Annotated in this window: 22 protein-coding genes; 18 read left to right on the top strand and 4 right to left on the bottom strand. The window is 64.9% G+C overall.

Going from position 1 to position 21916, the window contains the following annotated elements:
• The first annotated feature begins 8 nt into the window (after positions 1-8).
• The 5 genes from ATE71_RS16175 (at position 9) to ATE71_RS16155 (ending at position 3380) form a co-directional block, all read left to right on the top strand.
• Positions 9-425: a CopD family protein gene (locus tag ATE71_RS16175; protein WP_414893028.1), complete on the top strand. Its 417-nt coding sequence runs from the start codon at positions 9-11 to the stop codon at positions 423-425.
• Positions 426-619: 194 nt separating this feature from the next.
• Complete coding sequence (rho, locus tag ATE71_RS16170; protein ID WP_058804345.1) at positions 620-1876, top strand: transcription termination factor Rho; 1257 nt, start codon at positions 620-622, stop codon at positions 1874-1876.
• A gap of 9 nt (positions 1877-1885) precedes the next feature.
• Positions 1886-2179, top strand: coding sequence for an antibiotic biosynthesis monooxygenase family protein (locus ATE71_RS16165; protein WP_058804344.1), 294 nt, complete (start codon positions 1886-1888; stop codon positions 2177-2179).
• A 59-nt stretch (positions 2180-2238) separates the two neighbouring features.
• Positions 2239-2901 carry a TerC family protein gene (locus ATE71_RS16160; protein WP_414893030.1) on the top strand — a complete coding sequence of 221 codons (663 nt, stop codon included), beginning with the start codon at positions 2239-2241 and terminating at the stop codon, positions 2899-2901.
• A 92-nt stretch (positions 2902-2993) separates the two neighbouring features.
• Positions 2994-3380, top strand: a complete 387-nt coding sequence (locus ATE71_RS16155) for a DUF1489 domain-containing protein (RefSeq protein WP_235588046.1) — start codon at positions 2994-2996, stop codon at positions 3378-3380.
• Here ATE71_RS16155 and ATE71_RS16150 read toward each other — a convergent pair.
• Positions 3377-3778: a nuclear transport factor 2 family protein gene (locus ATE71_RS16150; RefSeq protein WP_058804342.1), complete on the bottom strand. Its 402-nt coding sequence runs from the start codon at positions 3776-3778 to the stop codon at positions 3377-3379. The genes ATE71_RS16155 and ATE71_RS16150 overlap by 4 nt on opposite strands.
• Entirely contained in the window at positions 3775-4473 is a 699-nt protein-coding gene (locus ATE71_RS16145) for a dienelactone hydrolase family protein (protein WP_058804341.1), read from the bottom strand. The genes ATE71_RS16150 and ATE71_RS16145 overlap by 4 nt, the downstream gene beginning before the upstream one ends.
• A gap of 108 nt (positions 4474-4581) precedes the next feature.
• Here ATE71_RS16145 and ATE71_RS16140 point away from each other — a divergent pair, with 108 nt between their 5' ends.
• The 13 genes from ATE71_RS16140 to ATE71_RS16080 all read left to right on the top strand — a co-directional run bounded on the left by ATE71_RS16140 (position 4582) and on the right by ATE71_RS16080 (position 20124).
• A complete protein-coding gene (locus ATE71_RS16140) occupies positions 4582-4878 on the top strand; it encodes a DUF6489 family protein (protein ID WP_058804340.1) in 297 nt (98 codons plus the stop codon).
• Between the two features lie 23 nt (positions 4879-4901).
• Positions 4902-6206 carry a tRNA uridine-5-carboxymethylaminomethyl(34) synthesis GTPase MnmE gene (gene mnmE, locus ATE71_RS16135; protein WP_268801435.1) on the top strand — a complete coding sequence of 435 codons (1305 nt, stop codon included), beginning with the start codon at positions 4902-4904 and terminating at the stop codon, positions 6204-6206.
• Positions 6207-6281: 75 nt separating this feature from the next.
• Positions 6282-8150 carry a tRNA uridine-5-carboxymethylaminomethyl(34) synthesis enzyme MnmG gene (mnmG, locus tag ATE71_RS16130; RefSeq protein ID WP_058804364.1) on the top strand — a complete coding sequence of 623 codons (1869 nt, stop codon included), beginning with the start codon at positions 6282-6284 and terminating at the stop codon, positions 8148-8150.
• 82 nt (positions 8151-8232) lie between these two features.
• Positions 8233-8697 carry a hypothetical protein gene (locus ATE71_RS16125; protein ID WP_058804338.1) on the top strand — a complete coding sequence of 155 codons (465 nt, stop codon included), beginning with the start codon at positions 8233-8235 and terminating at the stop codon, positions 8695-8697.
• Positions 8698-9070: 373 nt separating this feature from the next.
• Positions 9071-9712 (top strand): 16S rRNA (guanine(527)-N(7))-methyltransferase RsmG, encoded by a 642-nt coding sequence (gene rsmG / locus ATE71_RS16120; protein WP_058804363.1) that lies wholly within the window; start codon positions 9071-9073, stop codon positions 9710-9712.
• Entirely contained in the window at positions 9709-10491 is a 783-nt protein-coding gene (locus ATE71_RS16115; protein ID WP_058804337.1) for a ParA family protein, read from the top strand. Before rsmG ends, ATE71_RS16115 begins: the two co-directional genes overlap by 4 nt.
• A complete protein-coding gene (locus tag ATE71_RS16110; protein ID WP_058804336.1) occupies positions 10492-11451 on the top strand; it encodes a ParB/RepB/Spo0J family partition protein in 960 nt (319 codons plus the stop codon). It begins immediately after the preceding gene.
• Between the two features lie 353 nt (positions 11452-11804).
• Positions 11805-12287, top strand: a complete 483-nt coding sequence (locus ATE71_RS16105) for a DUF4402 domain-containing protein (RefSeq protein WP_235588044.1) — start codon at positions 11805-11807, stop codon at positions 12285-12287.
• Between the two features lie 191 nt (positions 12288-12478).
• Positions 12479-13309, top strand: a complete 831-nt coding sequence (locus tag ATE71_RS16100; protein ID WP_058804362.1) for a molecular chaperone — start codon at positions 12479-12481, stop codon at positions 13307-13309.
• Positions 13310-13342: 33 nt separating this feature from the next.
• Positions 13343-16141, top strand: a complete 2799-nt coding sequence (locus ATE71_RS16095) for a carboxypeptidase-like regulatory domain-containing protein (RefSeq protein WP_082665258.1) — start codon at positions 13343-13345, stop codon at positions 16139-16141.
• A 142-nt stretch (positions 16142-16283) separates the two neighbouring features.
• On the top strand, positions 16284-17819 hold the full coding sequence (locus ATE71_RS16090) for an NAD(P)/FAD-dependent oxidoreductase (protein WP_058804334.1): 1536 nt from the start codon (positions 16284-16286) through the stop codon (positions 17817-17819).
• Between the two features lie 23 nt (positions 17820-17842).
• Positions 17843-18274 carry a GtrA family protein gene (locus ATE71_RS16085; protein ID WP_058804333.1) on the top strand — a complete coding sequence of 144 codons (432 nt, stop codon included), beginning with the start codon at positions 17843-17845 and terminating at the stop codon, positions 18272-18274.
• On the top strand, positions 18271-20124 hold the full coding sequence (locus ATE71_RS16080; RefSeq protein ID WP_058804332.1) for a hypothetical protein: 1854 nt from the start codon (positions 18271-18273) through the stop codon (positions 20122-20124). Before ATE71_RS16085 ends, ATE71_RS16080 begins: the two co-directional genes overlap by 4 nt.
• Position 20125: 1 nt before the next feature.
• On the opposite strand, the gene msrB is transcribed toward ATE71_RS16080, so the two are convergent.
• Both msrB and ATE71_RS16070 read right to left on the bottom strand, forming a co-directional pair.
• Entirely contained in the window at positions 20126-20548 is a 423-nt protein-coding gene (msrB, locus tag ATE71_RS16075; protein WP_414893029.1) for a peptide-methionine (R)-S-oxide reductase MsrB, read from the bottom strand.
• Positions 20549-20654: 106 nt separating this feature from the next.
• Positions 20655-21911 carry a cytochrome P450 gene (locus ATE71_RS16070; RefSeq protein ID WP_058804331.1) on the bottom strand — a complete coding sequence of 419 codons (1257 nt, stop codon included), beginning with the start codon at positions 21909-21911 and terminating at the stop codon, positions 20655-20657.
• Positions 21912-21916 lie beyond the last annotated feature (5 nt).

The raw sequence follows: 21916 nt of genomic DNA, 5'->3' as shown, positions 1-21916 counted from the left end.
GGGCGACGATGCTTTGGGTCAAAGCGGCGCATATCATTTTCGTGATTTTCCTGATGGCCGGGCTGTTCATGATGCCGCGCTTCTTCGTCTATCATCACCAAGCGCCCGTCGGATCCGAAGAGGACAGGAAATGGATCGAGCGCGAGGACCGGCTGCGGCGGATCATCCTGAACCCGTCGCTGGTCATCGTCTGGATTTTCGGGCTGATGCTCGCCTTCAACGGTGATTATTGGCGCGAGGGCTGGTTCATCGCCAAATTGCTGCTCGTGATCGCACTGTCGGGCTATCACGGCTGGATGATCAGCTATTTCAAGAAGCTCAAGAGGGGCGAGCGGCCGCTGAGCGAAAAGCAGCTGCGCCTGCTCAACGAGGTTCCCGGCATCGCCGCGGCGATCATCGTCATCCTCGTCGTCGTCCGACCCTAAATCTTGGTTGTCCGGCGCAGCCCGATTGACTTGCACCCGGCCCGGTTATAGGGGCCGGTCAATCCCGCTCCGTGCGGGCGGCGCGTCCCCCGCGCCGATGCTATCGAAACGGTCGTCCCACGACCGGATAGGCACCCCGGCGGTGCATATGATTATGTCTTAATTTCTCCCGAATACCTATCTGGAATCCATCCATGCATCTCAAAGAACTTAAAACCAAAGCCCCCGCCCAGCTTGTCGAAATGGCAGAAGAACTGGGTGTCGAGGGTGCATCGACGCTGCGCAAGCAGGACCTGATGTTCTCAATCCTGAAGGAGCTCGCCGAAGAGGGCGAGGAAATCATCGGATCGGGAACGATCGAGGTTCTCCCGGACTCGTTCGGTTTCCTGCGCTCGTCCGACGCCAATTATCTCGCCGGTCCCGACGACATCTACGTCTCGCCGAACCAGGTCCGCAAATATGGCCTGCGCACCGGTGACACCGTCGAGGGCGAGATTCGCGCGCCGAAGGATGGCGAACGCTATTTCGCGCTGACCAAGCTGATCAAGGTCAATTTCGACGATCCCGAAGCGGTGCGCCATCGCGTCAATTTCGATAACCTCACCCCGCTCTATCCGAACCAGAAACTGTCGCTCGACACCGTCGACCCGACCGTCAAGGACAAGTCGGCGCGGGTGATCGACCTCGTCAGCCCGCAGGGCAAGGGCCAGCGCGCGCTGATCGTCGCGCCGCCGCGCACGGGCAAGACGGTGCTGCTGCAGAATATCGCCAAGGCGATCACCGACAATCATCCCGAGGTCTACCTGATCGTCCTCCTCGTCGACGAACGGCCCGAGGAAGTCACCGACATGCAGCGCAGCGTGAAGGGCGAGGTCGTATCCTCGACCTTCGACGAACCCGCGACGCGCCACGTCCAGGTCGCGGAAATGGTGATCGAAAAGGCGAAGCGCCTCGTCGAGCACAAGAAGGATGTCGTCATCCTGCTCGACTCGATCACGCGTCTCGGCCGCGCTTACAACACCGTCGTGCCGAGCTCGGGCAAGGTGCTGACCGGCGGTGTCGACGCCAACGCGCTCCAGCGCCCGAAGCGCTTCTTTGGCGCTGCGCGCAACATCGAGGAAGGCGGCTCGCTGTCGATCATCGCGACCGCGCTGATCGATACCGGTAGCCGAATGGACGAAGTGATCTTCGAAGAATTCAAGGGCACGGGTAACTCGGAAATCGTCCTCGATCGCAAGGTCGCCGACAAGCGCATCTTCCCGTCGCTCGACGTCGGCAAGTCGGGCACCCGCAAGGAAGAATTGCTCGTCGAGAAGGACAAGCTTTCGAAGATGTGGGTACTGCGCCGCATCCTGATGCAGATGGGCACCGTCGACGCGATGGAATTCCTGCTGGACAAGATCAAGGATTCGAAGACCAACGAGGATTTCTTCGACAGCATGAACCAGTAAGCCTGGATCATGGCCGTCATCGAACACGCGTTGCTGCCCGTCAGGGAGGGCAGTGAGGAAGCGTTCGAGGCGGCCATAGCCAAAGCAAAACCGCTGATCGAAGCGTCGCCGGGCTTTATTTCTCTCGAAATTCGTCGCCCTGTGGCAACCGGACAGGCCTATCTGCTTTTGGTGAGGTGGAGGTCGGTCGCGGATCACCGCGACGGCTTCCGGCAATCGGACCGCTACAAGCAGTGGCGGGCATTGCTGCATCACTTTTATGACCCTATGCCAGAGGTCAGCTATTTCGGAGAGCCGCTGTGATTTTGGAATTTCTGACTCAGGCCGCTGCGCATGCCGGCGGTTTCGGCGGTCCTGCGGGAATGTGGGACGCGATCGTCAAGGATTTCTCGAACATTACCGAGCCCGCCGCCTTCGCCGCCTTCCTGCAGGTGTTGATGATCGACCTCGTCCTGGCGGGCGACAATGCGATCGTCGTCGGCGCGCTCGCCGCTGGGCTGCCCGCCGATCAGCGCAAGAAGGTCATTCTGATCGGCGTGTTGGCCGCGCTGGTGCTTCGCATCGCCTTTGCGCTCGTCGTGACGCAGCTGATGCAGATCGTCGGGCTGATCTTCGTCGGCGGGCTGCTGCTGATCTGGGTGGCATGGAAAATGTGGCGCGAGCTGCGCCACGCGGGTCAATCACAAGGGTCGCCTGAGATTGCGGGCGACGAGCATTCGGGCCTGAAACCGGCAAAAAGCTTTGCCGGCGCCGCATGGGCGGTTGCAGTCGCCGATGTCAGCATGAGCCTCGACAATGTGCTCGCGGTCGCGGGTGCGGCGCGCGAACACCCTGGCATCCTGATCGTCGGCCTGATCTTTGCCGTTGCGCTGATGGGCGTCGCGGCGAACATCATCGCCAAATATATCGAACGTTACCGCTGGATCGCCTATCTTGGTCTCGCGGTGATCGTCTATGTTGCGGTCAAGATGATCTACGAAGGCTGGATCGACCCGAGCGTCGGCGTCGGGACGCTGTTCGGCTGAAGCTTTTTCGGCGTGAAATGAAGAGGCCAGCTCCGGAAGGGGCTGGCTTTTTCGTGTTAGCTTCCCATCTCGCTGCCATGTCCCAGCTCCACATGACTCGCGTTGCCGTCGGCTGTTCCGATTATCCGGCGCTTGAGGCGCGGATCGCCAACTATGCGCAAGATGGCGAAATCCGGTTCACGACGCGCTTTAAGCCGAAGCGTGCCGATGAGCTGATCGGCGGCAAGCTGCATTTCATCGTCAAGCATACGCTCGTCGCGCGCGTCGAAATCCTGCGCTTCGACGATCGCAGCGACGGGCGCGTCGATATCGTGTGCGTTGCATCGCTGGAGCGGGTGCACCCGCAGCCGAAACGCGCGCATCAGGGATGGCGTTACCTGATCGACGCCGACGCGCCAAAGGGCATCGACGATGCGGACGGTGTCGGCGACCTGCCGCCCGAGCTATATCGCGAACTCGCCGGACTGAGCCTGATCTAGCTGGCAGACTGCGCCGTGAGCATTTCGGCCATTTTTTCCCACACCTTGTTGATCGCCTTTAGCGGCCTGACCATCACCTTGAAATCACTTATTTTTCCGTCTTCGTTCCAGCGAATGATGTCGACGCCGTTGATCTGGATGTCGTCGAGGCTGCTCTGGAACTCGAGCACGGCCTGATCGCCATCGACGATTTCGCGCAGATATCGGAAATCGTCCCCCCCGAGGACATGACTCGCTGCGTGGAGATAGGCGAAGACCTTGTCGCGCCCCGCCTGCGGCGTGTGGACGACGGGCGAATGGAAAACCGCATCCTCGGCGAGCAGGTCGCGCAACGCCTGCGGATCGCCGCCGCCCGCCATATAGGCGTGCCAGGCGGCGAGACCGATATTTGCGCTCATGCGAGATGCTCGGCGAAAAAGGCGCGCGTACGGCTGTCGGCGAGCTGCGCGCCGTCCTCGTCGCGCCGGTTGCCCATCGTCGCGGCAAAACCATGGTCGAGCCCCTGATAGTCGTGGAGCGTCACTTTCGGATGCGGATCGAGCCCTTCATGGATTTTCTTCTGCGCCTCGTGGTCGACAAGATGGTCCTCGGTCGGGATGTGGAGCATCAGCGGCCGCGCGATCGCGTGGCTTTCGCCCAGCATCTGGTCGATCATGACGCCATAATAGCCGACCGACGCGTCGATGTCGGTCCGCGCCGCGGTCATATAGGCGAGACGGCCGCCGAGGCAGAAGCCGACCGCCCCGACCTTGCCGGCGCCTTGCGCGTGAAGCCAGCGGATTGCCGCCTCGATATCCTTGACCCCGTCGTCGGCATCATATTGGCCGAAATAGCCGAAGGCTTCCTGCAATTCGGCTTCGACATCGGGATTGAGTTCGACCCCGGGCGCGAAACGCCAGAAGATGTCGGGGGCGATCGCAAGATAGCCCTCGGCCGCCCAGTCGTCGCATTTCTTGCGGATGCCTTCGTTCACGCCGAATATCTCGGGAATAACGATGATCGCACGCATGCTGTCGGCATCGGGACGCGCGACATAGGCGGGGAGCGTACCGGCGCCGTCGAGCTTCGGGATGTCGGTGTTGGTCGCGGCCATGTGGGGAGCTCTCCTGTCTCTTGCTTCTTTGCTGTGAAAGCGCGAAGCTAGCGGGGCAATGAGCAGGGCTCAAGCGGCTAACCGGCATTTTCGGGGCGGAGACAGGCGATGAAGTTCAATATCGAGATCGATTGCACCCCCGAGGAGGCGCGGCGCCTGTTCGGGCTTCCCGACCTCGAACCGTTGCACGACATCTACCTTGATCGTGTCAAGGAGCTGATGGCAAAGGGGATTACCCCCGACATGGTGCAGTCGATGGTCAAAACCTGGGTGCCGATGGGAGGCAGCGGGCTTGAACTCGTCCAATCGCTGCTCGGCCAGTTCGGCGGCGGGCTGATGGGTGGCGCGGCCAAATCGGCGGACGCGACCGATGACGATAAGCCCGGCAAGGGACGCAAAACCTGAGTCAAACTTCTGTAAAGGATACGATTTTTGCGCTTTCGAGCGGCAGGCCGCCGGCGGCGATTGCTGTCGTGCGCGTGAGCGGGCCGATGGCGGGGGCCGCATTGACGGCGCTGGCGGGCCGCCTGCCGCCGGCGCGCCGAGCCTCGCTCGCCCTGTTGAAGGACGCCGCAGGCGCGCCGCTCGATCGCTCATTGCTGCTGTGGTTTCCCGGACCCGCGACGGCGACGGGCGAGGATCTCGCCGAACTGCATCTGCACGGCGGTCGTGCGGTGGTCGCTGCGGTCGAGGCGGCACTGGCGACAATCGACGGATTGCGGCGCGCCGAGCCGGGCGAATTTACGCGCCGGGCGTTCGAGAATGAACGGATCGACCTTGCCGAGGCCGAGGGATTGGCCGACCTGCTCGCGGCGGAGACCGAAAGCCAGCGCGTGCAGGCACTCGGTATGGCGAGCGGGCATGTGTCGCGCACGGTGGCGGGATGGCAGGAGCGGCTGCTCGAACTGATGGCGGGGGCGGAGGCCGAACTGAATTTTGCCGATGAGGATGATGTCGAAGTTGTCGAAGGTGCCGTGCAGCGGTTAATTGCGGGGATGCGTGGGCTGGCCGAGGAGCTCGGTCTTTGGCTGGCACGGCCGGCGGCGGAGGTGATCGCCGAGGGGCTGTCGGTGGTGATCGCGGGGCCGCCCAACGCCGGAAAATCGACTTTGATCAATGCCTTGGCGCAGCGCGAGCTGGCGATCGTGTCGCCGATCGAAGGAACGACGCGCGATGTGATCGAAACCCCCTTGGCGCTGGACGGAATCGCGATGCGCTTTTCGGACACGGCGGGGATCAGGGCGGAAGGTGCCGATGCGATCGAAACGATCGGTATCGACCGCGCGAAGGCGGCGGTCGAGGCCGCGGACATCCTGCTATGGCTGGGCCCGCCGAAAGCGGTGCCCAATCACCCGCGCGCGATCCTGATCGCGGCGCAGGCCGACCGCTGGAAAGGCGATGCGGCGGCCGAAGCCGATGCCGCACGATGCGACCTCACCCTGTCGGCGATGACGGGCGAGGGGATGGACAGGCTGCACCGGATGATCGTCGAGATGGCACGGACGCTGTTGCCGCGCGAGGGCGAGGCCGCGCTGCGTCAGCGCCAGCGCGCTGCACTCGCCGAAGCGAAGCTATGGCTTACGGTAGAAGCTGATTCGCGCGAGGCTAGAGATTTAATCCTTCTTGCAGAAAGACTTAGGCTCTCCGCTACGGCGCTCGACCGCATCACCGGGCGCGCGGGGGTCGAGGAGATGCTCGACGCGCTGTTCGGTCGTTTCTGCATCGGGAAATGATGTTCCACGTGAAACATCGCATCGGTCGCGGGGCGGTGGATTCGAGGCGCGCTTTACGCTATGCGCGCCGCCATCATGCAAGATAGCGCGATTTTCGATGTCATCGTTGTCGGCGGCGGGCACGCCGGGACCGAGGCCGCCGCGGCTGCGGCGCGGCTCGGCGCGCGCGTCGGGCTCGTCAGTTTCGATCCCGCGCTGATCGGGACAATGTCGTGCAACCCGGCGATCGGCGGGCTCGGCAAGGGCCATCTAATGCGCGAAGTCGACGCGCTTGACGGGTGGATGGCGCGCGCCGCCGACAGCGCCGCGATCCATTATCGAATGCTCAACGCGTCAAAGGGCGCGGCGGTGCAGGGACCGCGCATCCAGGCCGACCGGAAATTGTATCGCGCTGCGATCCAGAATTTTCTTGCCGCCGAGGAGACGATCACCGTCGTTGCGGGCGAAGCGGCGGCGCTGCGGTTGTCGGGGAATGGGCGCGTCGCGGGGCTCGAGCTCGCCGACGGAACGGCGCTCACCGCGCGCGCGGTCGTGCTCGCGACGGGGACCTTCCTTGGCGGCAAGCTGTTCCGCGGCGAGGAACGTATGGAAGGCGGGCGCATCGGCGAAGCCGGCGCGCATCGGCTGGCGCAGCAGCTCCGCGCCGCCGACCTGCCGATGGCACGACTCAAGACGGGCACGCCGCCGCGGCTCGACGGCCGCACGATCGATTGGGCGCGGCTCGCCGAACAGGCGTCGGACAGCGCCGAGGGGGCGAGCTGGACCTGTTCCACGTGGAACAGCGACCGCATGGTGCCGCAGATTTTCTGCGCGATCACGCGGACTAACGCCGAAAGCCACGCGATCATTGCGGCGAACCTCGACCGCTCGCCCTTGTTCACGGGCGCGATCGGTGCGGCGGGGCCGCGCTATTGCCCGTCGATCGAGGACAAGATCCACCGCTTTGCTGATCGCGACGGGCATCAGGTGTTTCTTGAGCCCGAAGGTCTCGATACGCATCTTGTTTATCCGAACGGCATTTCGACCTCGCTGCCCGCCGACGTCCAACTCGCGATGCTGCGCACGATGGAGGGGCTCGAAACGGTCGAGATGGTCGTGCCGGGCTATGCGGTCGAATATGACCATATCGACCCGCGCGCGCTCGACCGGACGCTGCAGGTGCGTGGCTTGGCCGGGCTGTGGTGCGCGGGGCAGATCAACGGCACGACGGGATATGAAGAGGCCGCGGCGCAGGGACTTGTTGCGGGCGCCAATGCCGCGCTTGCGGCACAGGGTCGCGAACCGCTGATCCTTGACCGGTCCGAATCCTACATCGGGGTTATGGTCGACGATCTGGTGCTGCAGGGCGTGACCGAGCCGTACCGGATGCTCACCGCGCGCGCAGAGTATCGGCTGCGGCTGCGTGCGGATAATGCCGCGACGCGGCTGACGCCCAAGGGGATCGCGCTCGGACTGGTGCGTCCGGCGACCGCGGCGTTGTTTGCCGGGCGGCAGGCCGAGCGGGTGAGGGCTGAAGCGCTGCTCGATGCGCCGGTGGCGACCGCCGACTATGTGGCGATCGGACTGGCGCTGCCCGGCGACGGAACCGCGCGCAAGCGGATCGACCTGCTGCGCTATCCCGATATGTCGATGGCGCGGCTCGCTTTGCTCGCGCCCGAGCTGGCATCGATCGATCCAGTGATCCTGTCCGAAGTCGCCGAGGACGCGCATTATGCGCCCTATATTGCGCGGCAGGACGCCGAACTGCGGTCGCTCGCTGCAAATGAGGCGATTCTGCTCGATCAGGGGCTCGACTATGCCGCGATCGGCGGACTGTCGCGCGAGATGGTCGAGCGGCTGACCAAGGCACGCCCCGAAACTCTGGGGCAGGCGGGCCGGATCGACGGGGTGACGCCGGCGGCGCTCACCGCGATCATGGTGCATAGCCGGCGGCGCGCGGCTTGAGCTTTCGGGTGCCGTGGGAGAGCGTTAGTTAGGGGGTGGGAGCGGACCTTGCTCGCCCGCCCTTTCCGAGCCATAACGAGGCATGGACTGGGAATTGGTTTCAACTGGCTTTGAGCCAGATGGCGCGCTCAGAGACATCAACATTCGCAACACCACGATTGCTGATTGGCAAGCCGTCATCAACGTGTTGACGACCCACGTTCCCGGGCTGGAATATCGCATGGCCGGCGAGGCAGTTGACCCGCCCACTGACATTTCAAGATTGTTCCGTAGGCAGACTAGTGATGTGGGTTTTGAGCTGCATGTTCCAATGGGCATGACCACCTTGAACTGCCACTTCTTTACTGAAGACGAGGTTGAGTTCGATCTGGACCCGCGAGAGATGAAACCCGAGTTTTTTGCCACGCTTGTCGACTTCTTCAGGCTGCTGGGAGAGGCCACGACCAAGCCAGTCCTGCTGACGATGGAGAACATGCCTGAAGCCGTGATCATGCGCTTCGAGCCTGCGACCGGAATGGTGGAATATGTCGGCCCGGCGTTCGATTAGCGAACGTCAAAAATCGGTCGAGAGTAGTCGCTTGATTGGTCCCCGGACGAAAGCGCGCTCATCCGGCGCGCAATTGGGCCCCGGCTTTCGCCGGGGTGCACAATGGGCGTTCCCTGTCGTTTCACTCTCATTGCCATCCTCGAACGCGACAGGTGACTTGTTCGACTTGATCCGGGATCCGTTGTAGCGCCGAAGTCATGGGCCCCGGAGCAAATCCGGGGTGACGGGGAGGTGCTTCCCGTCTCCTTTGGGCATGAGGACTTTCACTGCCGCATGCAAAGGCGCTAGGGCGCGAAGAGTGGCTGGATTCCCGCTTCAGCGGGAATGACGAAAGGTGGGCGGGTAGCTGGTGAATACAGGCAGCGTGATTCTGATGAGCGAAGATGAGGCGCGGGCCTGGATCGCGAATGAGCTTTCGCCGACCGCGGCGCAATGGGCGCGGCTCGATCGATTCGCTCAAATGCTCGTTACCGAGAATGCGCAACAGAATCTGATCGCGGCGTCGACGATTCCGACGATCTGGGTGCGGCACATCGCCGACAGCGCGCAGTTGCTGGCGCTCGATGCGGGTGAGGGAAGGGGGCTCTGGATCGACCTGGGGAGCGGGCCGGGGTTGCCAGGGCTGGTTGTCGCGATCTTGTCGGAGCGGCCGATGCTGCTCGTCGAATCGCGCAAACGGCGGTGCGATTTCTTGCGCGTGGTCGCCGCTGAACTGGATCTCAAGCATGTCGAGGTCGCCGAGGCGCCGCTCGAGCGCGTCGAAACGCGGCCCGCGGCCACGATCAGTGCTCGCGCCTTTGCCCCGCTCGACAAGCTCGTCGACTTATCCGCCCGTTTTTCCACCGAATCGACGCACTGGCTGCTGCCAAAAGGCCGAAACGCGGTTAAGGAACTGGCTTTGCTGCCCCAGCCATGGCAGAGAATGTTCCACGTGGAACAGAGCCGCACCGACGCCGAGAGCCAAATTTTGGTCGGCACCGGGAAAATTGCGGAAAAACAGCGAGGAAAGCGATGATCCGCATTGCCGTGGCGAACCAGAAGGGTGGGGTCGGCAAGACGACGACCGCGATCAATCTGGCGACCGCGCTCGCGGCGACGGGTTGGCGCACGCTGATCATCGACCTCGATCCGCAGGGCAACGCTTCGACAGGGCTGGGGATCAAGCAGTCGCAACGCGAACTTTCGAGCTACGAATTGCTGCGCGGCGACGCGACGGTCGCCGAATGCGCGATTCCGACCGCCGTACCTCGGCTCGACATCGTCAGCGCGACGGTCGATCTGTCAGGCGCCGAAATCGAACTCATCGAATTTCAGGACCGGTTGCACCGGCTCCAACAGGCCCTCTCGGGCGCCGAGGCGGGGCAGTGGGACATTTGCCTGATCGACTGTCCGCCTTCGCTCGGCATGTTGACGCTCAACGCGCTGATCGCGGCCGAATCGTTGATCGTGCCGTTGCAATGCGAATTTTTCGCGCTCGAGGGGCTCAGCCAGCTGCTGACCACGGTCGAGCGCGTGCGCGAGCGTTTCAACCAGAAATTGTCGATCCTCGGCGTGGCGCTGACGATGTTCGACCGCCGCAACCGTCTGACCGACCAGGTCTCGGACGATGTGCGCGAAGTGTTGGGACCGGTGGTGTTCGAAACGGTGATCCCGCGCAATGTCCGCTTGTCCGAGGCGCCCAGCCACGGGCTGCCGGCGCTGATCTACGATCATCGCTGCGCCGGGTCTGCGGCCTATATCGCCCTTGCGCGCGAGCTGATCGATCGGCTCCCCGAAATCCGCAAGGCAGCATAAATGACTGATAGTAAAGATGAAAATGGACCAACGCCGGCGCGCAAGCGGCCGTCGGGGCTGGGTCGCGGGCTAAACGCGCTGTTCGGCGATGTCGCGGTCGAGGCGCCGGTGCTCGCAACGCCGGGCGGCGCCGCCAAGGCTGCCCCGGTGGCGGGCGACGCCGTTCAGCATGTCGCCGTCGGGTCGATCCGCCCGCTCCCCGGCCAGCCGCGGCGCCATTTCGACGAGACGGCGATCGCCGAACTCGCCGATTCGATTGCCCTGCGCGGACTGTTGCAGCCGATCATCGTGCGCCGGTCGCCGGATGGTGAGGGTTTCCAGCTTGTCGCTGGCGAACGGCGGTGGCGCGCGGCGCAGCGCGCGGGGTTGCACCAGATCCCCGCGCTCGTGCGCGAGCTTGACGATGCCGCGACCTATGAGATCGCGCTGGTCGAGAATATCCAGCGGCAGGACCTCAACGCGATCGAAGAGGCAAGTGCCTATCGCCGCCTGATCGAGGATTTCGGCCACAACCAGGAGGCGCTGGCGAAGCTGGTGGGCAAGTCGCGCAGCCATGTCGCGAATTTGATGCGCCTGCTCGACCTGCCCGACAGCGTGCAGGCGCTCGTCGGCGACGGGTCGCTGGCGATGGGCCATGCGCGCGCGCTGATCGGCGCCGACGACGCCGAAGCGATCGCACGCCGCGTCGCGAAGGAAGGCCTGTCGGTACGCGCGGTCGAGGCGCTGGTGCGCGCCGGCAAGGGCGGGGCCGCACCGCGTCAGGCGCCGCTCGAATATAAGAGCATGGACGGCAATCGCGACCCCGATATCGTCGCGGTCGAACGCCATCTGTCCGAGCTGCTCGGTATCGGCGTCGGCATTCAATATGCCGGCGAGGGCAAGGGGTCGTTGACGCTGAAATTCGCGTCGCTCGACCAGCTCGACATGATTTGCCAGCGGCTATCGGGCGAAGCGATCTGATCCCTCGCGTCGGACCGACGACGCCCGAAAAGGCCTTGCCTTCCCCCCGGCGCAGGAGCAGCGATTCGCGCGCCATGTCCAGTTGGGCGAATCGGCGGGGCACCTACTCATATTGTGCCAGCCCGGGCCGCCGAGGCGGGATAAACGGTCGCCCAAGCCCACTCGACATGGAATCAAGTTTTTGATTTACAACGATTATCTCGGTTTGGGTGCGTCAATTGCTACCGCGCCGTTAACCATGCTTGCTGGCAAAAGCTGAACGGGTCGTCCTCTAAACGGGTCGGCGAATGGGGTGGGATATCCATTCGAATTTCGACTGTTTCAAGGGACCAAAACTTATGCGCAAATTTGGAATGAAGCGCGCCATCGTTGGCGCCGCGATTGCTGCCCTCGCCATGAACGCCTCGGCGGCGCATGCGGCGTCGGCCACGGGCACGGCGAAGGCCAAGATCCTGCGCCAGATCACGCTCACCAATACCAGCGACCTGCAATATGCGACGATCATCAGCGGCGCGACCGCTTCGACCGTCGCGGTGTCGACCGGCGGCACGCGCACCTGCGGCGGTTCGTTGACCTGCACCGGCACCGCCACGGCGGCGAACTTCGACGTCGCCGGCACCGACGGCGCGGTGGTCGTCGTCGGCGGCGATTCGAGCGTGACGCTCAACGGGTCGCTCGGCGGCACGATGACGTCGTCGCTGACCTATTCGTCGGCGACGATCACGCTCGGCGCCACGGGCGGCAGCTTCCAGGTCGGCGGCACGCTGAACGTTGGCGCCAACCAGGCATCGGGCGACTATTCGGGGACGTTCAACGTCACCGCCAATTACCAGTAATTGAGGGGGGACGGCGGGCGCTGCGCTCGCCGGCCGAACGAAGGGAGGCCGCCGGACGATCGTCTGGCGGCCTTCTTTTTGTACGGGCGGCGCCGATGGTTAGCGAAATATCAACCATGTTGGCGCAGGCAGGATGCGACCATCGGGACGGTGTGGGGCCGTATCCCGAAACGATTGTGGGGATCGTATCCATGTTGCGTTTTGTGAAGGGCTTCGGCCTGTTTACCGCGGTTGCGCTGGGCGTCGCCGCTGCTCCCGTCCATGCCGCGGGCGACCTGTTGGTGGCGCCGACGCGCGTCATCCTCGACGGGTCACGTGGCACCGAGGTTGTGCTGAACAATATCGGCTCCGAACCGGCAACCTATCGCATCAGTCTCGAGATCAAGCGGATGACCGCCGAAGGCGGGCTCGACGAGATCGCCGAGGACGAGGCCAACCCGGCCGAGCGGGCCGCGCTCGACATGATCGCGTTCAGCCCGCGTCGCGTTACCCTGCCGCCAAACCAGCCGCAGGTGATCCGCGTCGGCGTGCGCGTTCCCGAAGGAACGCCGCAGGGCGAGTATCGCGCGCATATGCTGTTTCGCGCGGTGCCCGATGCGGCCGCCGCGGCGCCAGCCGCCGCGGCCAAGCCCGCGGGCGAAGGCGTGTCGATCGCGCTGACCCCGATTTACGGCATCACCATCCCGGTGATCGTCCGCGTCGGCGACCTCGGCGCCGAAGCCTCGATTGGTGAGGCGTGGGTCGGCGAGACGCCCGACGGCCCGGCCTTCAACTTCGACCTGGCGCGTACGGGCAATCGTTCGGTCTATGGCGATATCGAAGTGACACGGCCGGGGGTCGCGGAGCCCCTGCTCGTCGCGCGCGGTATCGCGGTCTACCCCGAAGTGGCCAAGCGCAACGTATCGCTGCGCGTACCCGGCGAGCTCGCCGCGAAGCTGAAGGGCCCGGTGCGGATTCGTTATACCGAGGACCGCGAAATCGGCGGCGGCACGATCGACGAGGCCGAGCGGATCGTGAAATAGCGGGAACCGGCCGGAAGGAAAGCGGGCGGGGCGATGATCCACGCGGCGCTGGCTCGATGGAAACCGGCGATCCTCGCCGGGCTGGCGCTGGCCGGGCTTGTCCCCGCCGGCGCGCAGGCCGTCGACAAGGCACCGGCCGCGATCGCTCCGGACAATTGGGCGCCGAACGACGAGGATAGCTGGCTGTTCGACGTGCGATCGGGACAGTATCGGCTCGGCGACGGGGTGCGCGGTTATCAAACGCCGCAGGGAATCTGCGTCGACCTTGCCGATGTCGTGCTCGCGCTCGACCTCGCGGTGCGCGTCGATAAGAAGTTGCGCCGCGCAACCGGCTGGGTGTTCGACGAGCGCCGTAGCCTGACGATCGACCGCGACACGGGCGAGGTTCGCGCGGGCAGCCAGCGGTTCCGCCTCGCCCCGACGACGATCCGCGACACGCCCGCCGGCTGGTGCGTCGATCTGGACAGCCTCAACAATTGGCTCGGCGTGCCGCTGGCCGCCGACCTGTCGAACGCGGTGCTGCGCATCGATTCCAAGGAAAAGCTGCCGTTCCAGCTCGCCGCCGAACGCCGCGCGCGCGCTGCGGGAATTCGGCCGCAGGCGTCGTTCGACCTTGCCAGCCTGCCGCAGGCGGCGCGGCCCTATCGTGCGTGGGCGACGCCGTCGGTCGATGTCGTCGCGTCGGCGGGGATGGTGTCGGACAAGCGCGGCGGATCCTATGTCCAGGCGCGCTACGAGCTGTTCGCCGCGGGCGAACTGCTCGGGCAGAGCTTCGACGCGCGGCTGTCATCGGACAATGAGGGCGTGCCCGACAGTTTGCGGATGCGGCTGTACCGCACCGACGCGGAGGGGCGGCTGCTCGGGCCGCTGAAGGCGACGCATTATGCGGTGGGCGATGTCAGCCTGTTGTCGACGGGAATCGTCGCGGCGTCGGCGCCGGGGCGCGGCGCGGTGCTCACCAATCGCCCGATCGAGCGCCCCGACGCGTTCGACAAGACGGACTTTCGCGGCGACCTTCCCGCGGGCTGGGATGCCGAGCTCTATCGCAACGGCCAATTGCTCGCCTTCACCAGCCCGAATGGCGACGGCCGCTATGAATTCATCGACGTGCCGCTGCAATATGGTGCGAATCGCTTCGAAATCGTGCTTTACGGGCCGCAGGGGCAGGTCCGGCGCGAGATCCGGCAGGTGCAGGTCGGCATGGATTCGATCCCGCCGCAGCAGACCTGGTACTGGGCGGGCTTTGCGCAGGAAAATGCCGATCTGATCGAATTCGGGAACCCGCGCCGCGGCGCGTTCCGGCGCGGCTGGCGCGGAACATTGGGGATCGAGCGCGGACTCGACACGCGGACCTCGGCCGCCGCCTATGTCCACAGCCTGATGATCGAGAATGTCCGTTACAATTATGGGGAGGCGGCGCTGCGCCGATCGATCGGTCCGACCCTGCTCGAAGTCGCCGGTTCCTTCGCCGACAATGGCGGCGCCGCCGCGCGCGCCAGCTGGCTTGCGGCATTCGGCGAAACCTATGTCCGCGCCGATGCCATGCGCGGGTGGGGCGGGTTCGTGTCCGACCGGTTCATCAACAATATCACGGGCATTTACGCGATCTCGGTCGACCAGTCGGTGAAACTCGGCCGAACGATCCTGCCGCTCCATTTCGACGTGCGGCAGGTCAACCGGCGCTCGGGCATCGAGAGCCTGGAAGCGAGCGCACGTGCGTCGGCGAGTTTCCGCGCGATGACCTTTACCGGCCAGCTCGATTGGGCGCGGACCAAGGTGCCGGTCGGGCCCGACCCGCCCGACAATCTGACCGCCAGCCTGCTCGCCAACGCCCGCATCGGCCGCGTCCGCGTGCGTGGCGAGGCGCGTTTTGCGCTGTCGGGCGACAATGGCGACACGCGCATGACCGTGATCGGCGAATGGGCCGGCGCCGGAAAGCGCGAGGGCGACGCCGAATGGCGCGCCGAGCTCGGCTATGACCGCGCGCTCGACCGCGCGCGGGCAGGCGTTGGGTATACGCGCCGTTTCAACAAGTTGCAGCTAACGGGCTTTGGCGAAATCGCGAGCGACGGATCGGTCGCCGCGTCGCTGGCGCTCGCATTCAGCTTTGGGCCGAAGCCCGATGGCGGCTGGCGCGTGTCGAGCGAGAAACTCGCAAGCCGTGGTCAGGTGATCGCCGACGTGTGGATGGACGATAATGGCGACGGCGTCCGCCAGCCCGGCGAAGCGGCGCTGCCGGGGGTGCCGTTGACCGCGGGGCATGCCTATGTCGAAGCGTCGACAGACAAGGCAGGGCGGGGGACGATCGACGGGCTGGAGCCGTTCCGCCCGGTGATGATCGGCATCGACACCGGCAGCCTGCCCGATCCCTATATCCAGCCCGCGCTGCCCGGCGTCGTCGTCTCGCCGCGTCCGGGCGTGGCGACGCGCGTCGCACTGCCGATGGCGGCGGCGGGAGAAATCGAAGGCAGCATCCGCCGCAATGGCGGCAATCCGATCGAGGGGCTGAGCCTTGAGCTGGTCGATGCCGAAGGCCGCGTGCGCGCAACGACATTGACCGAGTTCGACGGATATTTCCTTTTCGAAGCGGTCGCTTACGGGCGCTACACGGTAAGGTTGGGCAAGGCCTCGGCCGCTGCGCTGAGGCTTGATGCGGGCTTCGCGATCGGCGCGGTACCCGGCAAGGCAACGCCGCGCGTCCGGCTCGGCACACTCGCGCTGAAGCCGCTGCACCGCGATGTCGCGATGCAGGACGATGACACCCCGCCGGGAGCGAACAGTGCGCGCGGCCCGCCGGTGCCGCGCGAAAAGGGCGGTGCGCCGGCTCGATGAGGTGCGCGGCTTTTCGGGCGTTCGAGACGTGCCGGGGCGGGAAACGGCGCCTTTCGGCGAGAAACGGGGCCCGCGTTAACCAGTTTTTATCCATGATTGGTCACAGCGGACAGGAGCTGAATTGCCTGTGGGGAACAATCGAATGACCGATGCTTCTGGTTCTACGAACCGACCGACCAGCGCCGACGTCGCCATCATCGGCGCGGGGCCGGCCGGGCTGACCGCTGCTTATCTGCTGACCCGGCAAGGCTATAGCGTCACGGTGATCGAAAAGGACCCCGTCTATGTCGGCGGCATCAGCCGCACGGTCGAGCATGAGGGGTTTCGCTTCGATATCGGTGGGCACCGCTTCTTTTCGAAGAGCCGCGAGGTCGTCGATCTGTGGAACGAAATCCTTCCGCACGACTTCATCGAGCGCCCGCGGATGAGCCGCATCTATTATGAAGGCAAATTCTACTCTTATCCGTTGCGGGCATTCGAGGCGCTGTGGAACCTCGGGGTCGTACGCTCGACCTTGTGCATGGTGAGCTATGCGCAGGCGAAACTGTTTCCCAACAGGAATGTCCGCAGTTTCGAGGACTGGACGATCAACCAGTTCGGCAAGAAGCTCTATTCGATCTTTTTCAAGACCTATACCGAGAAGGTGTGGGGCATGCCGTGCGACGAAATGTCGGCCGACTGGGCGGCACAGCGGATCAAGGGGCTCAGCCTCGGTGCGGCGGTGATCGACGGGCTCAAACGCAGCCTGGGGCTCAACAAGAAACCCAATGACGGCATGGCGACCAAGACCCTGCTCGAAACCTTTCGTTATCCCCGGCTTGGCCCCGGCATGATGTGGGAGGCAGCGGCAGGCAAGGTCGTCGCGGGCGGCAACCATGTGCTGATGGGGCACAGCTTCAAGCAATTGACGCAGGATCAAAAGACGGGGCGCTGGCGGATGACCGCGACCGGCCCCGACGGGGATGTCGTGATCGACGCGGCGCATGTCATCAGTTCGGCGCCGATGCGCGAGTTGGCGGCGCGTATTCATCCCTTGCCTGCCTGCGCGCTGACCGCCGCGCCGAACCTCAAATATCGCGACTTCCTGACGGTCGCGCTCAAGATCCGGTCGGAGGACCTGTTCCCCGACAACTGGATCTATATCCACGACAGCAAGGTCAAGGTTGGCCGGGTGCAGAATTTCCGCAGCTGGTCGCCCGAAATGGTGCCCGACCCCGAACTTGCCTGTGTCGGGCTCGAATATTTCTGTTTCGAGGGCGACGGGCTCTGGTCGGCGAGCGACGAGAAGCTGGTCGCGCTGGCGACGAAGGAAATGGAAATCCTGGGTCTTTGCGACCCCGAGGATGTCGTCGGCGGCGCGGTGGTGCGGCAGGAAAAGGCTTATCCCGTCTATGACGACGATTATGCCGCGCATGTCGAAACGATGCGCGGCGAGCTCGAGGCGCGCTATCCGACGCTGCACATGGTCGGGCGCAACGGCATGCACCGGTACAACAACCAGGATCATGCGATGATGACCGCGATGTTGACGGTGCGCAACATCGTCGCGGGCGAGAAAATCTATGACATCTGGGGCGTTAACGAGGACGCCGAATATCATGAAAGCGGCACCGAGGGCGAACAGGCCGCGCTGGCATCGGTCCGCGAGGTGCCTGTGCGCGTCGCGAAGGCGGCCTGAGGCTTGGCGAGGGGAGCGGCGCCATGCAACCCGTTACGCGGCTGATCGCGTCGGTGCGGCGCGGCGAAATTCGCTGGCTGAACTATCTGCTCGCGAGCGGGCTGGCGCTCGGCAGCGACGCGGGGCTGTTCCTGCTTCTGCTCGACGCCGGGCTGGCGCCGGTGCCGGCATCGGCGACCGGCTATTGCGCGGGCATCCTCGTCCACTGGATGATTTCGAGCCGGCTCGTCTTCGCCGATGGCGCCGCGGCGCGCGGCACCGGTGAGCGGCATCGCCAAAAACTGCTTTTCGTCGGCTCGGCGCTCGTTGGCCTGGCGGTCACGACCGCGATCGTCGGCGGCGGCAGCGCGCTGGGGCTCGATCCGCGGCTCGCGAAGCTCGCGGCGATCCTCGTGAGTTTCCAGACCACCTATTTGTTGCGCCGTCATATCGTGTTCCGGGCCGCCGCGGCATGACCGACGCCCCCGCCTATGCGGGGGGCGCCGCCGCGCCGCCGCCGCCCGCCGCATCCGAAGCGCGCGCGATCGAGCGGTTGCGCTGGTTGACGCCGGTACGGATCGCGCTGATCGTCTGGGCGGCGATGAGCCTGCTCACGATCATCGTCCAATGGCGCGCGATCGGCGCGCTCGACCTCGCCGACACCGACGATGCGATGCGCATGGTGCAGGTCCGCGACCTGCTCGCCGGGCAGGGCTGGTGGGACCTTTCGCAATATCGCGTCAATCCCGCCGGCGGCGGCGTGCTGATGCATTGGTCGCGCATCGTCGACGCGCCGATCGCTGCCGCTATCCTGCTCCTCAAGCCATTTTTCGGGCAGGCGATGGCCGAACGCATCGTGATGGCGTTGTGGCCGCCGCTGCTCGGCGCGGCGCTGAGCGTCGCCTGTGTCCTTGGCTACCGCAATCTGCCCGACCGGCGCCTTGGCTATGCAGTACCGCTGTTCCTCGTCTTTTCGGTGTTCATTGCCGCCCAATTCCGGCCCTTGCGGGTCGATCATCATGGCTGGCAGGTCTTTCTTGCGATGCTGGTGATGGGGCAGGCGCTGCGGCCCGCGACCTTGCGCGCAGGCCTGACCGGGGGGCTTTGCGCAGCGGCACTGCTTGCGATTTCGATCGAGGGCCTACCGATCGTTGCGCTGTTCGCGGGCCTCGCCGCGCTGCGCTGGATGCTACGCGGACATTATGCCGATCGCGACCGATTGTGCGGCTATCTGGGCGCGCTCGCGGGCGGGGCGATCCTGCTTCAATTCCTAACGCGCGGGCCGCTGGGGCTGACCGGGGCATGGTGCGATTCGCTCTCGGCGCCCTATATGGCGGCCTTCGTCGCGGCGACAGCCGTGACATTCGCGGCCGCCCGCGCAAATCCCGCGCATCGCGTGAGCCGCTTTCTGCTGCTGGGCGGGGCCGCCGCCGCCGCCGCGGGCGCGCTGCTGTGGACCGAACCGCAATGCGCAAAGGGGCCATTCGCTTCGCTCGACCCGATCGTCGTCGAATATTGGTACCGGCACGTCCTTGAGGGCCAGCCCCTATGGGCCTCGAAACCGCGGGTCGCCGTCCATGTGCTCGTGCCGACGCTCGTCGGGCTTGCCGGATCGTGGCTTGCCTGGCGCGCCGCCGCCGATGACGCCGACCGCCGGAACTGGACGACCGTGATCGTCGCGCTCGCCGCAGCTGGCGGCTTGTCGCTGCTTGTCATGCGCAGCGTTTCGACCGCGCATCTTTTTGCCTTGCCGGGCTGCGCCTGGCTCGGGCTGCGTATCTGGGACCGGGCGCGGACGATCGCCTCGACCGTGCCACGCATATTGGCTTCGGTGGCCGCCGCGCTGACGCTGCCACTGCTCGGCGGTACAGCGGCAGCCGCACTGCTCGGCCTCGTTTCCGCCGATAGCGAAAAGGATCCGGCAGGGCCGGCGGCCGAACAGACCTGCCTTGCGCCGTCGGCGACCGCGGCGCTCGCCCGCCTGCCGGCAACGACAATCCTGACGCCGATCGACCTTGGCGCGCCGCTGCTGTTCTGGACGCCGCACAGCGTTGTCGCAACGCCGCATCATCGCAACAAGGCGGCCATGGCGGACACGATCCGCGCCTTTGCGGGCGATCCCGCGAAGGCCGAGGCGATCGTTCGCGGGCACGGGGCGGGGCTGGTCATATTCTGTCGCGGCGCGAATGATTTCGTCGCCTATCGCCGCGCGCGCAAGGATTCGCTGGCGGCGCAGCTCGACGGGGGAATGCCCCCGGCCTGGCTCGAAGCGGTACCGATCGGTGCCGACACGGGGCTTTCGGTGTGGCGGGTGAAACCCGACTGAATCAGGCGGGGCGGAAGCGCAGCGCCGCGCCGTTCATGCAATAGCGCTTGCCCGTGGGTTTCGGCCCGTCGTTGAAGACATGACCAAGGTGGCCGCCGCAGCGCCGGCAATGGACCTCGGTGCGCGCATAGCCGAGGTCGTAATCGGTCGATGTGCCGATCGCGCCTTTCAGCGGCGCCCAGAAGCTCGGCCAGCCGGTGCCGCTGTCGAACTTGGTCTTGCTCGAATAGAGCGGCAATGCACAGCCCGCGCAGGCGAAGATGCCGGCGCGCTTTTCCTTGTCGAGCGGGCTGGTGAAGGCGCGTTCGGTCGCCGCCTCGCGCAGCACGCGATATTGCAGCGGCGACAGGCGTTTTTTCCACTCGGCATCGCTGAGCTGCCAGCCGGCCTGCGCCTTGGGCCGCGCCGATTTCGCGAAGAGCATCGGTGCGCCGATGATGGCGCCGCCGAGCGCAAGTCCGCCGAGAAGATAGCGACGTTGGATCATATCTTCGATACGCATGCCGCGGCCCCGGGGTTACAGGGGCGCGTCAATATTTTTCGAGCTGGACCGGCATGTGGCGATAGCCGTGGACGAAGCTTGCATGCACGCGCTCGGGCTCGGCGAGGACGTTGACGCGCAGACGGCGGCGCTGCATTTCGGATATCAGCGTGGTGAGCTGCAATTCGGCAACACGCGCTCCGACGCAGCGATGGATGCCGTAGCCAAAGGCGAGGTGGCGCCGTGCGTTCGCACGATCGACGATGATGCGGTCGCCGTCGGGAAATACGCTCTCGTCCCGATTCGCCGACGCATACCACAGCGCGATCTTGTCGCGCGCCTTGATCTGGTGGCCGAACAGCTCGGTGTCCTCGGTCGCGGTACGGCGCATATGTGCGAGCGGGGTCTGCCAGCGCAGAATCTCGTGCATCGCGTTGATGGCGAGTTCCGGGTCGTGATTCGTTTCGAGCTTCGCGCGTTCTTCAGGAAATTTGTGGAGGCCATAGGCGTAGGCCGACATCGAATTGCGCGTCGTGTCATTGCCTCCGACGATGAGCAGGATGAGGTTCCCCATGAACTCATTCTCGCTCATATGTTTCATCGCATCGGACTGGAGCATGATCGAAATCAGATCATGCTCGCCAGGGTTCTGGGCCTTTTTGTCCCACAATTGCTTGAAGGCGGCGCCCATTTCAAAGGCCTGGGCGAGGCGCGCCTGGCGTTTTTCGAGCGTGTCGAAGCTTTCGATGTCGCCAAGCGCGTCGGACCAGCCGGTGAGCCGGTGGCGCTCTTCCCACGGGAAATCGAACAGAATCGCAAGCATGTCGGTGGTGAGTTCGATCGACAGGCGTTCAACCCAATCGAAAGTCTCGCCAACCGGGAGCGTGTCGATCAGCGCGGCGGTGCGCGCCTGGGTGTCGGCGCGCATACGTTCTATTTCAGAAGGGCCGAAGGCGGGGGCGACGGTGCGGCGCTGTGCGGTGTGCTGCGGAGGGTCCATCGCGATAAACATAGGCATCGGGATTTCTCCCTCCTGAAGATGCTCGATGCCGTCGCCGGCGACCGTGATCCCGCCATACTCCCATGAAGAGGAGAAGATTTTCGGAAGTGCTTCGATATGCTGGATCGGTTTGTAGGTCGTCACCGACCAATAGGGACCGAATTTCGAATCTTCGCAGCGATAGATCGGCGCCTCGGCGCGCAGCTGGCGCATCGGTTCCTGCCAGCGATCCTCGCTCCACAGCTCGGCGCGGCTGACATCGAGCGGGTTGGCAACTTCGGGGGCGATACGCATCTGGGTGGCCATGGACT

The organism is Sphingopyxis sp. H115 (assembly GCF_001468465.1).
In the GTDB taxonomy this organism is placed as follows: Bacteria; Pseudomonadota; Alphaproteobacteria; order Sphingomonadales; family Sphingomonadaceae; genus Sphingopyxis.
The sequence above is the reverse complement of the archived record's forward strand: the minus strand, read 5'-3'. Positions and strand labels throughout refer to the sequence as shown.

Coding starts and splice junctions, on each gene's coding strand:
- ATE71_RS16145 (WP_058804341.1), bottom strand. CDS start 4,473: ATGGCCGCGACCAACACCGACATCCCGAAGCTCGACGGCGCCGGTACG.
- ATE71_RS16175 (WP_414893028.1), top strand. CDS start 9: ATGCTTTGGGTCAAAGCGGCGCATATCATTTTCGTGATTTTCCTGATG.
- ATE71_RS16095 (WP_082665258.1), top strand. CDS start 13,343: ATGATCCACGCGGCGCTGGCTCGATGGAAACCGGCGATCCTCGCCGGG.
- ATE71_RS16105 (WP_235588044.1), top strand. CDS start 11,805: ATGAAGCGCGCCATCGTTGGCGCCGCGATTGCTGCCCTCGCCATGAAC.
- mnmG (WP_058804364.1), top strand. CDS start 6,282: ATGCAAGATAGCGCGATTTTCGATGTCATCGTTGTCGGCGGCGGGCAC.
- ATE71_RS16155 (WP_235588046.1), top strand. CDS start 2,994: ATGACTCGCGTTGCCGTCGGCTGTTCCGATTATCCGGCGCTTGAGGCG.
- ATE71_RS16160 (WP_414893030.1), top strand. CDS start 2,239: ATGTGGGACGCGATCGTCAAGGATTTCTCGAACATTACCGAGCCCGCC.
- ATE71_RS16140 (WP_058804340.1), top strand. CDS start 4,582: ATGAAGTTCAATATCGAGATCGATTGCACCCCCGAGGAGGCGCGGCGC.
- rsmG (WP_058804363.1), top strand. CDS start 9,071: ATGAGCGAAGATGAGGCGCGGGCCTGGATCGCGAATGAGCTTTCGCCG.
- ATE71_RS16085 (WP_058804333.1), top strand. CDS start 17,843: ATGCAACCCGTTACGCGGCTGATCGCGTCGGTGCGGCGCGGCGAAATT.
- msrB (WP_414893029.1), bottom strand. CDS start 20,548: ATGCTCTTCGCGAAATCGGCGCGGCCCAAGGCGCAGGCCGGCTGGCAG.
- ATE71_RS16080 (WP_058804332.1), top strand. CDS start 18,271: ATGACCGACGCCCCCGCCTATGCGGGGGGCGCCGCCGCGCCGCCGCCG.
- ATE71_RS16125 (WP_058804338.1), top strand. CDS start 8,233: ATGGACTGGGAATTGGTTTCAACTGGCTTTGAGCCAGATGGCGCGCTC.
- ATE71_RS16090 (WP_058804334.1), top strand. CDS start 16,284: ATGACCGATGCTTCTGGTTCTACGAACCGACCGACCAGCGCCGACGTC.
- ATE71_RS16115 (WP_058804337.1), top strand. CDS start 9,709: ATGATCCGCATTGCCGTGGCGAACCAGAAGGGTGGGGTCGGCAAGACG.
- ATE71_RS16165 (WP_058804344.1), top strand. CDS start 1,886: ATGGCCGTCATCGAACACGCGTTGCTGCCCGTCAGGGAGGGCAGTGAG.
- ATE71_RS16070 (WP_058804331.1), bottom strand. CDS start 21,911: ATGGCCACCCAGATGCGTATCGCCCCCGAAGTTGCCAACCCGCTCGAT.
- rho (WP_058804345.1), top strand. CDS start 620: ATGCATCTCAAAGAACTTAAAACCAAAGCCCCCGCCCAGCTTGTCGAA.
- ATE71_RS16110 (WP_058804336.1), top strand. CDS start 10,492: ATGACTGATAGTAAAGATGAAAATGGACCAACGCCGGCGCGCAAGCGG.
- ATE71_RS16150 (WP_058804342.1), bottom strand. CDS start 3,778: ATGAGCGCAAATATCGGTCTCGCCGCCTGGCACGCCTATATGGCGGGC.
- ATE71_RS16100 (WP_058804362.1), top strand. CDS start 12,479: ATGTTGCGTTTTGTGAAGGGCTTCGGCCTGTTTACCGCGGTTGCGCTG.